Source organism: Streptomyces sp. 135 (genome assembly GCF_020026305.1).
Taxonomy (GTDB): domain Bacteria; phylum Actinomycetota; class Actinomycetes; order Streptomycetales; family Streptomycetaceae; genus Streptomyces.
Genome location: NZ_CP075691.1, coordinates 3,667,872 through 3,681,911, shown reverse-complemented (window position 1 = coordinate 3,681,911; position 14,040 = coordinate 3,667,872). Strand labels below are relative to the sequence as shown.

The window sequence follows — 14,040 nt, the reverse complement described above, 5'->3', positions numbered from 1 at the left end:
GGGCGGGCGCGGTCGAAAACGGTGCGCTACGGCTCAGGGTGGCTCGACATTTAGGTGGCGCGCGGGAGGTCCCCGGAGGGAAGCTCGCTACGAAACGTGCGATTCCGCAGCGAGGCAAACAACGAGTCAAGCGCGTCTAGATGTGCAATATGTGAACCTTGAAGTTCACGACCTCGGGCAATTCGCCTCTCAAACTCCTCTTGGAATTGCATGGGCGGGCACGGAACATTGAGGGATCGAACATCATCAAAATTCAGGCCGGCCTTCACGGCTTGACGATTTCTGCCCAGGATCCTCTCGCGTCCCAGAGGGCTTTCCAGGAATGCCGACAAGAAATGTGGATTCAGCTTTGATGATCGGAGAATTGACAGGTGCTGATTGATGAATGCTTCGCCAAGTCCATCAGGGATTACGGCAGTGCGTCCAAGGTCTGCTGTAATGCTCAGCAACACGTCACCAGATTGGACTCGAGTGCGGCGAGCCTCTGCGGTATCGGGAGGGATGACGTACGCGACATCATCCATTAGAAGTTCCCCGTCGCGCACATTCTGAATTCGAAGAAAAAGACTCCCGGGATTATCTGTGTAGTGGGCAGCCCAGCCGCGCGATCCGCTAGTTAGAAACTCAAGCATTTCCCCAAGATGCTTCTGGGGCCACTTTTGAGAGATCTCTACCCGATTGCCGAACATCTCGGCAAAGATTGACTGCCTAAGATCGCTCAGGAGTTCTACCGCCTCGCGGCGCTTGCCTCGTAGTGCTTCGACGTGATCGAGAATTCGGACAACGCGGCGCTGCTCACTCACAGGCGGGAGGGGAATGTGAAAATTCATCAGATTCCCGATCGGAAAATTATCCGCCGTAGTTGCTCGAACCCATTGTAGAATAGTGCTAGACCGCTCTTTGATGAAATAGGCCAAGTAATTTGGATCCAGATCCTCGGAGCAGATCAGTGCCTTCATGTCCTGATTGATCGCTACAGGACGCTCGCTAATTGCTACTGGGACTGTGTGCTTCAATACGCCGGATCGAACGACGACGAGGACAGAATGTGCTGGAGCTAGCCTGGCTGTACTATTCTCCAATCCTGGCTTTGTAATGCGCACCTGGGAGTCGCTGATCTTCCAGCGTTTCATATCCTTAGGTGTAACCCAAGGGATATCTCCTCCATAAAATTCGGGATTACTGCGAGTTGGTGTCCCGCCGCCAATTGCGCGAGTGACGTGTCCAATTGGGACGGTAGGCCACTTGGTCATCCCAGCATCTCCCTCAGCTCATTCATCCCCTGTCGGATCTCTTTTTCAATCCGGTCCAGCTCGTCCATGATTTCATTCGGCGGGCGGTGCTTGACCTCCTCGTGGACGATCTCCTTGTACCGGTTGAGGCTCAGGTCATATCCCTGGGCGGCGATTTCGGCCTTGGAGACGCAGAAGCTTTGCTCGGTCCGGACTCGTTCCTGCTCGCTGCCATTGCGGCGTCGCCAACGGGCAAGTACGTCGGGCAGGTTGTTCTTGGCATGCTCGTCCTCGCTTAGCGCACCGTTGCTGACGAGGGGGCCAAGCTTGTCTTCTCCTAGCAGCGGTGCCCGCTTGTCGTCTAGGCTCCAGCCGTCTGCGGTGACCTCGTAGAACCAGACGTTGTCCGTGCCGCCGCTGTTGGTTTTGGTGAAGAACAGGATCGCTGTGGAGACTCCTGCGTACGGCTTGAAGACGCCAGCCGGTAGCTTGACCACGGCGTCCAACTTGTGGCCATCGACGAGCAGTTTCCGCAGCTCCTTGTGCGCTTTGCTGGAACCGAACAGCACCCCCTCCGGGACAATGACCGCGGCCCGGCCACCGGGCTTGAGTAGGCGCAGGAAGAGGGCGAGGAACAGCAGTTCGGTTTTCTTGGTCTTGACGACCTTCTGTAGGTCGGCTGCTGTCGCGTCGTAGTCGAGGCTGCCAGCGAAGGGTGGATTAGCGAGGATGAGGGAATACTGATCGGCCTCGGCCGATGCGTTCTCAGCAAGCGAATCGCGATAGCGGATGTCGGGATTTTCGACCGAGTGCAGCAGCATGTTCATACTGCCGATGCGGAGCATCGTCCTATCGAAGTCGAAGCCGTGGAACATTTCCTCGTTGAAGTGCTGCCTTCGAGTCGGCTCGAACAGTGCCTCTCGGTGCGTGCGCTCGACGTACTCGGCGGAGGCCACCAGGAAGCCGGCTGTTCCGCACGCTGGGTCGCAAATTTCATCACCGGGCTGTGGAGCCATCATCTCTACCATTAGTTGGATGATGTGCCGGGGGGTGCGGAACTGGCCGTTTTGCCCAGCCGTGGCGATCTTGCTGAGCATGTACTCGTATAGATCGCCCTTGGTGTCCTTGTCACCCATGTCGATGCCGTTGATCATGTCGACGGCCTTGGTGAGCAGGTTCGAGGTCGTGATGGTGAACCGTGCGTCCTTCATGTGGTGTGCATAGGTAGACTCTTCGCCACCCAGAGCGCGTAGCCAGGGGAAGACACCGTCGCGCACCCTGGTGAGCATGTTCTCGGGGGACTCGTTGATGAACACCGACCAGCGCAGGACTTGGGTGTCGTCCGAGTAGATCGGGTTTTCGACGGGCCGCCCAGTGCGATTGGCTCGGTTCTCCTTGGCCTGCTCCAGGATGTCGAGGCGCCGGATGAACATCAGGTAGGTGATCTGTTCGATGACCTCCAGCGGGTTGGAGATACCTCCTGACCAGAAGGCGTCCCACAGTCGGTCGATCTTGCTCTTCAGCTCACCTGTAATCACGGATGCAGGCTAGCGCAGCCCACTGATGAGGGCGGGACACTCGCAAGATCATGAGCGTATGGCAGGCCGGGATGCTACGTGAGCCCAAGACGAGCCGTTCCTTTGCAGCTGGCGCAGCGGGGCCTGTCAGCGCGGCAATCTTGAGGAGACGGATGCCAGCGGGCGTCGGCTGTCTCCAGCGAATCCGGGTGGTTCCTTGCAGGACTGCTCAGCGGATGGCACGGATCATCACGGTGAGGACTGGCGAGGCCGGTGACGGCTGGCTTTGCCCGATGTCCCCGTATCCCCACGACTTGTAGAGCGCGTGGACCTTTCCGTCCCCGGCAGCCGAGTTGACCATGAGCGTCACGTACGGCTCGTTGCGGGTGGCGAGGAGGGCGTCGTGGATGCGGCGGGCGGTACCCGTCTTCCGCCACGTCGGCCGGACGCCGATCTCCTTCAGGGCCACAGCCGGGCGCTCGGTGTACTTCTCGGCCGGTGTCGGGCTGGTGCGCTGCCAATAGCGGTCACCGTGCTCGATGGTGTTTCCGTAGGCGTAGCCAACTGGTTGTCCGTCCGCGTACGCGAGGACAGCCACGAACCCAGGCTCGGTGCCGTGTCGGTCCAGGCGTTCGCCGAAGGCGGTGACCGCGTAGTTCGGCAGGTGGAGGAGCGGGGCGCGCACTTCGGCGTACACGTCGAGGAGGTCCCCGCGGGCGGTGTCGAGGGTGGTGAACGTGCGCAGTTCAATGGCGGGCGCTGTGGTCATGCGGCCATCCTCCAGGTGGCGGTGTGCTCGGTCCAGGTCTGCACGGTGGAGCTGCCGGGCGCGGTGGCCCGTAGTGCGGCCCCGAACTCCTGCAGCATGCGCGTGACCCGGGCGTGCTGGGTGGCGGCTTCGGCGGGGACCTTCATCGCGGTGGCCGTGGCGGCGTCGGGGGCGCCTTGGGCGAGCTGGGCGTGTGCGAGCCGGGTGGTGGCGATGGCGCGGGACCGGATCATGTGGGGCCGGAGGGCAGACAGGCAGCGGTGTGCGTGGTACTCGGCGGTCGAGTAGTCGCCGAGCGCCAAGTTTGCGGAGAGGGCCAAGGAGTCCAGTTCGGCCTGGTCGTAGAAGGCGAGCATCCACACCGGCCGGAAGTCGGCGGAGTCGGCGCGCAGCATGGCGTCCTGCGCCTGCTCGAATGCACGGCGGGTGCTGGTGCGGTCCTGTGCCGTGCCTTGGATGGCGCCCTGGCGGGCCAGGCCGAGGGACGCGAACAGGGGGTCTCGGCGGATGAGGTGCAGGTTGCGGGCGACGTCGTTGGCGGCAAGCGCGTCGGCGGGACGGCCCATGTGGCGGTACATGGTGCCCGCGTGGCTCCAGATGCGGAACTTGATCGCCTGGTCGCCGGACATCTCGGCGAGGGCCTGGGCCTCGCGCATGTGCGCCTTGGCGACGTCGTAGCGTCGGCCGTCCATGGCGGCCCACATCGCGGAGGAGCGGAAGGCGGCTGCGGAGGCGTAGAGGTTGCTGCGTACGCGCTGGGTGGCGCTGCCGGCGTTCTGGAGGTTGAGTGCCTCGTCGGCGAGGGCGGCGGCTCGCTGCTCGATGCCGAGTTGTCCGCCGTGGCGGTGGTCGCTGGCGATGATCTCGGCGAAGCGCTTGTTGAGGCGGTTGACGTCGCTCATGCCGATACGGCGCGGCGATGCGGTGCCGGGAGCTGCTGCTGCTGCGGCCGCCGCTGCGATGCTGCCGACGAGGGTGCGGCGCTTCATGTCGGGGTCCTCCTGCTGCGGTGGGGCCGGGGTGGACGAAGGCCGGCTCCGTGGCACGAACCCTAAAGCGACGGCGGGTAGTCCGGTGACGTCCTCAAGTGCCTTGCGGGCAGCTGACTTTGGCCATGTGACCCGGCCCGCTTTCCATGCCCGGACCGATGAGCCGTCGAGTCCTCCAGGGCGCCCGGTCAACCGTTCAATGGCCCTGTTCACTGCCTCGGCGAGGCTGTTGGAGCTGTAGCCGTGTTCGGTCATCCACGCCTCAAGAACGGTGTTGCGGGTGGTGTCCATGCGGGCACGGTAGCCCGCGCGATCCCCACCCGCCAGGTAAAGGAGAGGCCAAAACGTCCTAGGCGAGTCCGTCCGCTGAGTGCCTGAACGCCCTAACCAACCTGTGTGGAAAGGGAGTTGTCTGGGTGTTGGTCGCCCGCCGCGCCCCACCGTGCGGGCGGCTGTTGACGGCCCGGCCCGCCCCTGAGGTTCCCCCGCGGGGGCGGGCCGGGCGCCGAGACGACACGAAGGCTCCACCCCAATGACGAGTCTGAGAACACCAGTTGAGGCCCTCTCCGTCGGCCACCCCACGTACAGCCAGACCTTCCCGTGCGAGCCGTCCACGGCCGAGATCGGTCGCGAACTCGTCCGAGATGTCCTCGGTGTGTGGCACCTCGATGACCTCGCCGATCGTGCGGCGCTGATCGTGACGGAGCTGATCGCGAACGCCTCCAGGCACACTCCGTGTCCCGAAATCCGCCTCACGGTTGGGAGGCCGAGCGCAGCACGACTGCGTGTCGGTGTCGTGGACCGGGAACCATCGCGTCTGCCCATACTCAGCCAGGCGGCTGACGACGACGAGTCGGGGCGCGGGCTGCTCCTCGTCGATGCTGTCGCCGACCGCTGGGGCTACGACCTGCACGGCTCGGACAGAGGCCCTTGGGGCAAAGAGGTCTGGGCGGAGCTCCGTACCGAGGGCGGCAAGTGAGCATCCCGGCCACGGCACCCTCGCCCCTTCCGGATCTCGCCCGACTCCGGCCCGCCAGCAGATGGCCATGGACTGCACCCTCTGCGCCTGGCCGCTCGGAACGAGCGGTCGACGGCTTGGCGAGATACGCCAACCGGGGCCTGCCGTTCCAGCGCCGGGCCTGCACTTCCAACTGCCAGGCCGCCAGATCGACCATCTCGACCAGCTGAGAAAGGGGACGTCCTTCCATGCAGTGGCCGTGGATCACCGGTGATTGCTGGCTCGGCTGCGGACGTACCGGAGTCCTGGTGATCTGGCTCGGCCCGGTGCAGTGGGACGGGCAGCACGCCCCCTTCTACGCGTGTGAGCCGTGCCTCGATCGCCTCAAGGCCCAGGCGCTCGTCTACTTCATGGAGCGGCGACCGGCATCCGCTTGATCAGCCTCCCGGCACACGACTTCCCGGCGTGAGGCAGGCACTTCGCGAGGACTTCCTACGCGGAGTACGTCCCCTCGCGCCGGGCGGCCAGGAGCCGTCGGGGAGCAGCCGTCTGGCAGCGCTCCCGTGGCGGCACCTGGTGGGCGCTCCAGCCCAGAAACACCACAACGATTACGAGGAGTTGAAGCATGACGCGCAGCACCGTAGTTCCCAGCCGCACCGAAGTACGCCCGCAGATCCCTGGGGCGTCGGACGGCTTCGACCTGGATGTCTCTCTCGTCGAGATCGCCGACCCGGCTGGCCTGGTCAACCTGACCGACGACAACTGCGGGTCCACCTGCGGCGCCTGCACCACCAACGTCGCCTGACCCGGACCCAGGTCACCCAGGGCTGGTGCCGCCGCGTCTCCGCGCGGCGGCACCAGCCGCCCGCCCCCTCACCCACGGAGGTACTTGGTGGTTGCTCCGCCTGCAGCGTTCCGCACCTGTTCCACTGTTCTCGTGCGCGCCGTGGCCCGGCCCGCGCTGCCGATTCCTCCATGCCCTGACCTCGATGACCGCTCGCCCAGTGGTTCGTCTGCCCGTGTGGCGTGGCTGCGCGCGGTCTGGGCGGACAGGGATGTCGCCGAGGCCCTCCGGTACTCCAGCCCGGTCCTGGCCGCGCAGGTAGGGGCTCTGTGTACGGCTGAGCATCCCGCCCGTCGGGATGTGCAGCGCGCGGCGCTGTCCGTGGCCCGCTACCTGCTGCGGGCCCAGCACCGGGCGACACCCTTCGGCCTGTTTGCCGGCGTGGCCACCGCGGCGTTCGGTCCGCAGCCGCGGGCCGACTGGGGCGAGGAGCATGTGGCCGTCGGCCGGGCAGGGGCGGAGTGGTTGGCGGCCCTGGTCGCACGGCTGGAGTCATGCCCGGTCCTCCTCGAACGGCTGCCCGTCGTCATCAACAACACCGTGACGTACCGGGGGGACCGGCTCATCGTGCCCTTCCAGCCCGACGTCCAGGACGACCGGACTCGCGCGGTCGAGGCGTCTTTGGCCCTGACTGGACCGGTGCGCGCGGTCCTGGCCGCGACCCGGGCGCCGATTCGGTTCGGCACCCTCGTGGACAAGCTCCAGGCGGAGTTCCCCGAGGCCGGTCCCGAGAAGGCTCGTCAACTGCTGGCGGAGCTGATCCGGCGGCGGGTACTGATCACGGGCCTGCACGCTCCGAGCACCGAGACCGATGCCCTCGGGTATCTGGTGGGCCAACTCGACGCGATCGACGCTGGCAGCCTCGCCCCGGTCGCCGAGACCGTACGCGAACTCCACGCCATCCGGGCGGGCCTGGAGGAGTGCGCCACGCACGGTGGCCGGGACAGCGTCGCGGCGCGGATGCGAGACCTCGTCCCGGGCCTGCGTCGCCACCCCGTCGCGCTCGACCTCCGCCTGGATGCGCGGCTCGTTCTGCCGGAAGCGGTCGCCCGAGAGATCGAGCGCGCCGCTCTCGTCCTGACCCGATTGAGCATCCGCCCGTACGGGACCGCCGCGTGGAACGACTACCACCAGCAGTTCTACGAGCGCTACGGCATCGGCACGATGGTGCCGCTCGCAGAGGTCGTCGCGGACAGCGGCACCGGCTATCCCGACGGCTACCCGGGCGCTCCGGCCGACGCACGCAGACCCCGCGTCTCCGCTCGGGATGACGCCCTCGTACGACTGGCTCAGGCCGCCGCGCTCGACGGCCGTGACGAAGTGATCCTCACGGACGAACTGATTGACGCCCTGGACATGGGTCCCGACGAGCCTCGGCTGCCGCCGCACCTGGAGATCGGGGTGCGAGTGCATGCGGCCAGTCTGGAGGAGTTGCAGCGCGGGCGGTTCCGGCTGGAGGTCGTGAGCGTGTCCCGTGGCGCCGGCGTCTCCACGGGCCGGTTCCTCAGCGTGCTGGCCCCCGCCGACCGGGATGCCCTGGGCGCAGAGCTTGCCGACCTCCCGGCCGCAGACGGCAACACCGTGCCCGCGCAGCTCTCTTTCCCGCCTCTGCTCCCCGAGAGCGTCCACGTCACTCGCGCCCCACAGGTCCTGCCCACTGTGATCAGCCTTCAGGAGCACCGCGTCCCGCAGGACACCGTCCTCACCCCGGAGGACTTCGCTGTGGGGTGTGACGGCCGGCGCATGTACCTCGCCGTCCCTGAGCGAGGCCACCGCGTGGAGGTCGTTGGAATGCACGCGCTGAACCTGCGCACCCACACCCCACCACTGGTGCGGTTCCTCACCGAACTGTCCCGCGCCCAGTGCGCGCAGGTCACCGTCTTCGACTGGGGCGCCGCCGCGGCGATGCCGTTTCTTCCACGTCTGCGGTACGGCCGGACAGTACTGGCACCGGCACGCTGGAGGCTGGAAGCGTCCGAACTGCCCGGCCATGCCCGCCCTCGGACCGAGTGGGATGCCGTGTTCAGCGACTGGCGTGCCCGGCGGAGGCTGCCGCGCCGCCTCCATCTCGTTGAAAACGATCGACGTCTCTTCCTTGACCTCGACGAGGCCGGCCACCGTGCGCTCCTGCGTCGACACCTCGACCATTCGCGCCTGGCCGTACTAGTCGAGGCCCCGGAACCAGAGGCGTACGGCTGGTGCGGCGGGCGAGCCCACGAGGTGGCAGTTCCGCTCAAGGCGACCCGACCGCCGACGTGGCCACCGCTGCCCGCCCCCAGCCGGACCCGTGCCCTGTCTGCGGCCCAGCTGCAGACGCCTGCCTCTTCCACAGTTCTTCTGGCCGCCCTGTACGGTGGCCCCCGCCGCCAAGGCATGCTGCTCTCACAGCACTTGCCCGGCCTCCTCGAACAACTGGGCAACCCGCCGTGGTGGTTCATCCGCTTCCGTGACCCGGACCAGCACCTCCGCGTACGCATCGCCCTCCCTGACCCGGAAGCCTTCGCCGACACGGCCCGAACGGTGAGTGCCTGGGCCGATGAGCTGCGGTGCGTCGGCTTACTGGCCGATCTCCGCTATCCCACCTCTTACCGCGAGATGGGACGCTGGGGCTCCGGCATCGCATGGGAGGCGGCCGAGGAGGTCTTCCGGGCGGACTCGCGCGTCACCCTGGCCCAACTCACGCAGCCACAACGTCCCGGACAACGCACGCTGGTAGCGGCCCACACGGTCGCCATTACCTCCGCGTTCCTCGGCAGCACCGCAGCCGGGATGCGATGGCTGATCGACCACATCCCTCCGACAGCCCCCGCTCCGGTTCCGCGCCCGCAGTTCACCGACGCCGTACGGCTCGCCGACCCGAGCGACGACTGGGTGGCGCTGCGCTCTGTCCCGGGCGGGGACGCCATCGTGTCGGCATGGGCTGACCGAGATACGACGCTCGCCGCGTACCGGCCGCACCTGCCCGGCCCGGACACCCAGGGCATCGCCGTCGACGACGTCCTGACCTCCCTGCTGCACGTCCATTTCGTGCGCCACGTCGCCGTGAACTTTCCGGAGGAGGAGGTGTGCCTCTACCTGGCGCGCGCCGCCGCCCTGGCCTGGACCGCCCGCACCAAGGGGAGGGCCTCGTGACCGCCCACCCCATGCTCGGCTTGGTCCACGCCATCGCCGCCCGGCTCGCCGACCCCGACACCGTGCCCCTCGGCTTCAGGACGCTGTCCTCGGACCGGCAGCACCTTGCTTACGGCCCGCCCGGAATCGCGCTCCTGCACATCGAGCTGGCCGCGAGGGGCCTCGGCCCGTGGCACCGCGCCCACGACTGGCTCGCCGCTGCCTCCCGGCACCCGCTCACCAGCGGCCCGGACAGCCACCTGTTCTACGGAGTGCCCGCCTTCGCCCACGCCCTGACCTGCGCCGCCGACTACCTCCCCGGCTCTTACCAGCGCGCCCTCGACGCGATGGACGGACAGATCGCAATCGACGTCGGACGCCGTCTCGACGCCGCACACCGCCGCATCGACGCCGGACGCCTGCCGCAGCTCGCCGAGTTCGACGCCATCAGGGGCCTCACCGGATACGGCGCCTACCTACTGCGCCGAAACCCCGGCAGTTCCACGATGCGCGCCGTTCTCGACTACTGCATGCGCCTCACCGAACCGATCACCCACCATGGCGAGACCCTGCCGGGCTGGTGGACGGAGACCGGGCCCTCCGGCAGCCCGGACGACCGATTCCCCGGCGGACACGCCAACACCGGCATGGCGCACGGCATCGGCGGTGTGCTCGCGTTCTTGGCCCTCGCCGCTCGGAACGGCTCCGTGACTGACGGGCACCACGCGGCACTGCACACCATCCTGACCTGGCTGGACCGCTGGAAGCAGAGAGCTGACGGCGGACCGGTCTGGCCGTACTGGGTCACTCAGGACGAGCTGCGGACGGGGCATCTCGCCCCGTCCGCGCCCCGGCGGCCGTCCTGGTGCTACGGCACCGCCGGCCTCGCCCGCGCCCAGCAACTTGCCGCGCTCGCTCTCGGCGATACCAGCCGCCAGATCGACGCGGAGTCCGCGCTCGTGGCTGCCCTCACCGACCCCGAGCAGCTGAAGGCCACGACGGACAACGGCCTCTGCCACGGGTTCGCCGGCCTCGCCCACGCCGCCGCACGTACGGCAGACGACGCCCACCCCTCAACCGCGGGGAAACTCCGCGCCGCGATCCCGGCCCTCCTGGCTGCAGTCACCCCACCAGACACTGACCCCGAACTCACGACCACAGCGCTCATCCATGACCACGAAGGCGGCCCCGGCCTCCTCGACGGCGCCGCCGGCACAGCCCTGGCCCTCCTTGCGCCCAGCACCGCCGCACCACCCCGGTCCGCCTGGGACGCATGCCTCCTCATCGTTTGATCCACCGACCGAAGGACCCTTATGCCTCCCGACCGCTGGCAGCAGCACAACATCACCTTCGTCGACCGCGAGATGGCACGGCGCACCATCGCCGAACGCCTCGGTCCCGCCCTGATCGAGGCCGAGGCCGACGGGCAGCTCACCGGCTGGTGGTTCATGAACAAGCAGCCCTGGCCGCTGCGTTACCTCGCAGACAAGCCCTCACCAGCCGTCGAGTCGCTCCTGAGCGATCTCATCGGCAACGGCGTGGCCGTGTCATGCCTGCCCTGCGTCTACGAGCCCGAGACGGACGCTTTCGGCGGCCCCGAGGCTATGGACGCAGCCCACGAACTCTTCCACAGCGACTGCCGCCACCTGCTCACCTACCAGCCGAGCCCGATGCACTTGGGACGCCGGGAGACCGCGGTCCTGCTCGCGAGCGCCATGATGCGCGGCGCCGGACTCGACTGGTTCGAACAGGGCGACGTATGGGCGAAGGTCGCAGCTCTTCGATCGGTCACCAATCCACCACACCCCGAACGAGCCGCCGAACTGATCACGCCCATGCAGAAGTTGATGACCGCGGATGTCCGCAGCCTCTGCCGCCCTAACGGTCCACTGCACAGGTATGACGAGTGGGTCACCGCCTTCGAACGGGCCGGAGCCACGCTCGCCGACCTCGCAGCCCGCGGCGCCCTCACCCGCGGCCTGCGCGCCGTCATAGCCCACCACGTGATCTTCCACGCCAACCGCGCCGGTCTTCTCCGGGACGACCAGAGCGCCCTGTCCCACATCGCACGAGAGGTAGTCATGGGAACGAGTGACCACACCGAGTCGCCCACCGAGGCAACGGCCGACATCGATAGCGTCAGCGTGGTGAACACCGACACGATCACCACCCCCACGGCGGACGCCGAGCGCCTCCGCAACGCACTGGTCGACCAGCTCCACGCGGACGGGCACGCCCGCACGCCTGCCGTCGAGACCGCGTTGCGGACCGTGCCCCGCCACGTGTTCGTGCCCGACGCGTCACTCGAAGACGCCTACGCCAACGCACCCGTACACATCAAGTACGACACCGACGGCACCTCCATCTCCTGCGCCTCCCAGCCAGGCGTCGTCGCCCTCATGCTGGACCAGCTCGAAGCTCAGCCCGGCGAACGCATCCTCGAACTCGGCGCCGGCACCGGCTACAACGCCGGTCTCCTCGCCCACCTGGTCGGCGAGAACGGACACGTGACCACCCTCGACGTCGACGACGACCTCGTGGAGGGTGCCCGCGCGCACCTCGCCGCCGCCGGAACCACCAACGTCGAGGCCGTGACCCGCGACGGGGCACTTGGCTACGCCGAAGCAGCGCCGTACGACCGGATCATCGCCACCGTCGGCGCGCACGGTGTACCGCATGCCTGGCTGCAGCAGCTCGCACCCGGTGGCCGGCTCCTCGTCCCCCAGCGTCTCAAGGGCACCGTCTCCCGCTCCATCGCCTACGAGCAGCGCGACGGCCGGTGGGTGTCCTTCGGCAGCGAGATGAACACCTTCATGCCGCTGCGGAGGGGCATCGCCGACGACGACCGCCGAGTGATCCCGCTCAGTACGGACGGCGCCGTACGGCTCCAAGCCCCCGCCGGGCTGAGCATCGACGCCGATGCCCTCGCAGGCGTGCTTGACCAGCCGCGTACCGAGAAGTGGACCGGTATGACGGTCCGCGCCATGGAGTCACCGGAGTGGATGGAACTGTTCGTCACCTGCTCCCTGCCCTCAGGTCTGATCCGGATGCTGTTCCCCCAGAGCGCCAAGGGCACGCTGCTCACTGAGGACCCCTACCCCTCGTCGACCGCGGTCGTCGACAAGGGTGCCGTCACCTACCTCGCCCGGCGCCTGTCGAAGGAGAAGACCCCCGAGGGCGACAAGCTCTGGGAATTCGGCGTCATCGGCCACGGCCCCGGCAGCGACGAGCTGGCCGCGAAGGTCGCCGACGCCATCCGCACCTGGGATCGCGACTACCGCGACCGTGAGGCCACGTTCGAGATCCAGCCCCTTGACGCCCCCGAGATCGAGCAGCGCCCCGGTCCCTTCGCCCTCGACACCCCGCTGAACCGCATCGTCGTCGACTGGCGATGACGCCCCACCCCTAGCGGACGGTGCCCGTCGGCACACGACTGGCGGGCACCGCCGCCTCAGCAGTCCTCACTCTCGACCCGGGGGATCCATGGACCCGCACGGCCTCACAGCCCAGCGCTTCCCGCTCGTCGCCCGATTCCGCCCCGCCTGCCTGCCCCTGCCTGAACGCGTACGCGCACTTGTCGACCTGGCCGACACCGCAGTGAAGAAGGCCGACCAGGGGCTCGCATCGGCCGTCTACAACCAGGCCGCGCTCATCGCCTCCGACCTCGACCTCCCCGACCTCGCCCGCGAGATGTGCCGCCAGCACGCCGCCGCCTATCTCCACGCCTGCCCCCTGCCCGGCATGAGCGCGATCCGAGGACTGGAACCGGTCGTCAACCTCGCCCGCCTCCAGATCCGCGCCGGCCACGCCGAGGAGGGGCGCCAGCGACTCCTCGACCTGTACAAGGCCGTCGAGACGGGCACAGCGGCACGGTTCGAGGGCGTCAACGTCCCTGCGGACCTCACAGCGACCGGCGAAGGCCGCCGGGAAGTTCGCGCGTGGCTGTGGCGCGTCCTCCTCGCCGACGGCACGCGCACCCTCACCACGGAGGGGCGATGGGCCGAGGCCATGGCGCACATCGAAGCCCACCATGGCATCGGACAGCGGATGCTCGACGGTCGGCAGGTCGCCGTACTCACCGCCCTCGTTGCGAACGACACGGCAGGGGCGGCTGGTCTCCTCGCCGACACGATGCCCGGCGACCCGTGGGAGCAAGCCGTCACGGCATGCCTGACCGTCCTGTGCCGCCGCGACGCCGGGCAGCCGATCGACAGCCACCTGGCCGACCTGCTCACGACCTACTCCGGACGGAAGGCCGAACCCGGGATGACCGTATTCGACACCCGCCTCGGACTTACCGTCCTCGACGCGATCGGTTCCGCCGAGGCGCTCGCCGCGCACCGCATCGTCGAGGACCTCCACCGCAGGACGACGGACGCCGAGGACGGCTACGCGGCCCGCGAGAACTTGGCTCACCCTCTGTTCACCGAGATCGCCACGGACCGGCAAGTGCAGGACTGTCGCGCGCTGGTGCGCGCCTGTGCCCTCGGCACAGCGGTCCTCCCGGACGAACTGCGAGGAGAACTGACGTCGGCTCTGCGCGCCAGCGACAGCGTGATCCGGGAAAGCCTCACACGTTCCTCCGATCCCGGACGAACGCAACCCCTACGGGCCTGACGG

11 protein-coding genes are annotated in these 14,040 nt (G+C 67.7%); 7 read left to right on the top strand and 4 right to left on the bottom strand.

Going from position 1 to position 14,040, the window contains the following annotated elements; translation table 11 throughout:
• Positions 1–50 precede the first annotated feature (50 nt).
• The 4 genes from KKZ08_RS16490 to KKZ08_RS16475 all read right to left on the bottom strand — a co-directional run bounded on the left by KKZ08_RS16490 (position 51) and on the right by KKZ08_RS16475 (position 4,798).
• Positions 51–1,253, bottom strand: coding sequence for a restriction endonuclease subunit S (locus KKZ08_RS16490; protein ID WP_223775178.1), 1,203 nt, complete (start codon positions 1,251–1,253; stop codon positions 51–53).
• Positions 1,250–2,770, bottom strand: a complete 1,521-nt coding sequence (locus tag KKZ08_RS16485; protein ID WP_223775177.1) for a class I SAM-dependent DNA methyltransferase — start codon at positions 2,768–2,770, stop codon at positions 1,250–1,252. The genes KKZ08_RS16490 and KKZ08_RS16485 overlap by 4 nt, the downstream gene beginning before the upstream one ends.
• Before the next feature lie 208 nt (positions 2,771–2,978).
• The gene (locus KKZ08_RS16480) at positions 2,979–3,518 is read right to left on the bottom strand and encodes a GNAT family N-acetyltransferase (RefSeq protein WP_223775176.1); all 540 of its coding nucleotides are present in this window, start codon (positions 3,516–3,518) and stop codon (positions 2,979–2,981) included.
• Complete coding sequence (locus KKZ08_RS16475; protein WP_223775175.1) at positions 3,515–4,798, bottom strand: XRE family transcriptional regulator; 1,284 nt, start codon at positions 4,796–4,798, stop codon at positions 3,515–3,517. The genes KKZ08_RS16480 and KKZ08_RS16475 overlap by 4 nt, the downstream gene beginning before the upstream one ends.
• Positions 4,799–5,039: 241 nt before the next feature.
• Here KKZ08_RS16475 and KKZ08_RS16470 point away from each other — a divergent pair, with 241 nt between their 5' ends.
• The 7 genes from KKZ08_RS16470 (at position 5,040) to KKZ08_RS16440 (ending at position 14,037) form a co-directional block, all read left to right on the top strand.
• Entirely contained in the window at positions 5,040–5,486 is a 447-nt protein-coding gene (locus KKZ08_RS16470; RefSeq protein WP_223775174.1) for an ATP-binding protein, read from the top strand.
• Between the two features lie 227 nt (positions 5,487–5,713).
• Positions 5,714–5,902: a hypothetical protein gene (locus KKZ08_RS16465; protein WP_223775173.1), complete on the top strand. Its 189-nt coding sequence runs from the start codon at positions 5,714–5,716 to the stop codon at positions 5,900–5,902.
• Positions 5,903–6,090: 188 nt separating this feature from the next.
• Entirely contained in the window at positions 6,091–6,270 is a 180-nt protein-coding gene (locus tag KKZ08_RS16460) for an FxLD family lanthipeptide (RefSeq protein WP_016825826.1), read from the top strand.
• Positions 6,271–6,486: 216 nt separating this feature from the next.
• The gene (locus KKZ08_RS16455) at positions 6,487–9,441 is read left to right on the top strand and encodes a lantibiotic dehydratase (protein WP_223775172.1); all 2,955 of its coding nucleotides are present in this window, start codon (positions 6,487–6,489) and stop codon (positions 9,439–9,441) included.
• The gene (locus tag KKZ08_RS16450; protein ID WP_223775171.1) at positions 9,438–10,712 is read left to right on the top strand and encodes a lanthionine synthetase C family protein; all 1,275 of its coding nucleotides are present in this window, start codon (positions 9,438–9,440) and stop codon (positions 10,710–10,712) included. Before KKZ08_RS16455 ends, KKZ08_RS16450 begins: the two co-directional genes overlap by 4 nt.
• 21 nt (positions 10,713–10,733) lie before the next feature.
• Positions 10,734–12,815, top strand: coding sequence for a methyltransferase, FxLD system (gene fxlM, locus KKZ08_RS16445; RefSeq protein WP_223775170.1), 2,082 nt, complete (start codon positions 10,734–10,736; stop codon positions 12,813–12,815).
• Positions 12,816–12,903: 88 nt separating this feature from the next.
• Positions 12,904–14,037, top strand: coding sequence for a hypothetical protein (locus KKZ08_RS16440; RefSeq protein WP_223775169.1), 1,134 nt, complete (start codon positions 12,904–12,906; stop codon positions 14,035–14,037).
• Positions 14,038–14,040 lie beyond the last annotated feature (3 nt).

What these genes read in the sequence shown, in the direction of transcription:
- KKZ08_RS16490 (WP_223775178.1), bottom strand. Translation starts at nt 1,253, where the DNA reads ATGACCAAGTGGCCTACCGTCCCAATTGGACACGTCACTCGCGCAATT.
- KKZ08_RS16480 (WP_223775176.1), bottom strand. Translation starts at nt 3,518, where the DNA reads ATGACCACAGCGCCCGCCATTGAACTGCGCACGTTCACCACCCTCGAC.
- KKZ08_RS16475 (WP_223775175.1), bottom strand. Translation starts at nt 4,798, where the DNA reads ATGGACACCACCCGCAACACCGTTCTTGAGGCGTGGATGACCGAACAC.
- KKZ08_RS16470 (WP_223775174.1), top strand. Translation starts at nt 5,040, where the DNA reads ATGACGAGTCTGAGAACACCAGTTGAGGCCCTCTCCGTCGGCCACCCC.
- KKZ08_RS16465 (WP_223775173.1), top strand. Translation starts at nt 5,714, where the DNA reads ATGCAGTGGCCGTGGATCACCGGTGATTGCTGGCTCGGCTGCGGACGT.
- KKZ08_RS16460 (WP_016825826.1), top strand. Translation starts at nt 6,091, where the DNA reads ATGACGCGCAGCACCGTAGTTCCCAGCCGCACCGAAGTACGCCCGCAG.
- fxlM (WP_223775170.1), top strand. Translation starts at nt 10,734, where the DNA reads ATGCCTCCCGACCGCTGGCAGCAGCACAACATCACCTTCGTCGACCGC.
- KKZ08_RS16440 (WP_223775169.1), top strand. Translation starts at nt 12,904, where the DNA reads ATGGACCCGCACGGCCTCACAGCCCAGCGCTTCCCGCTCGTCGCCCGA.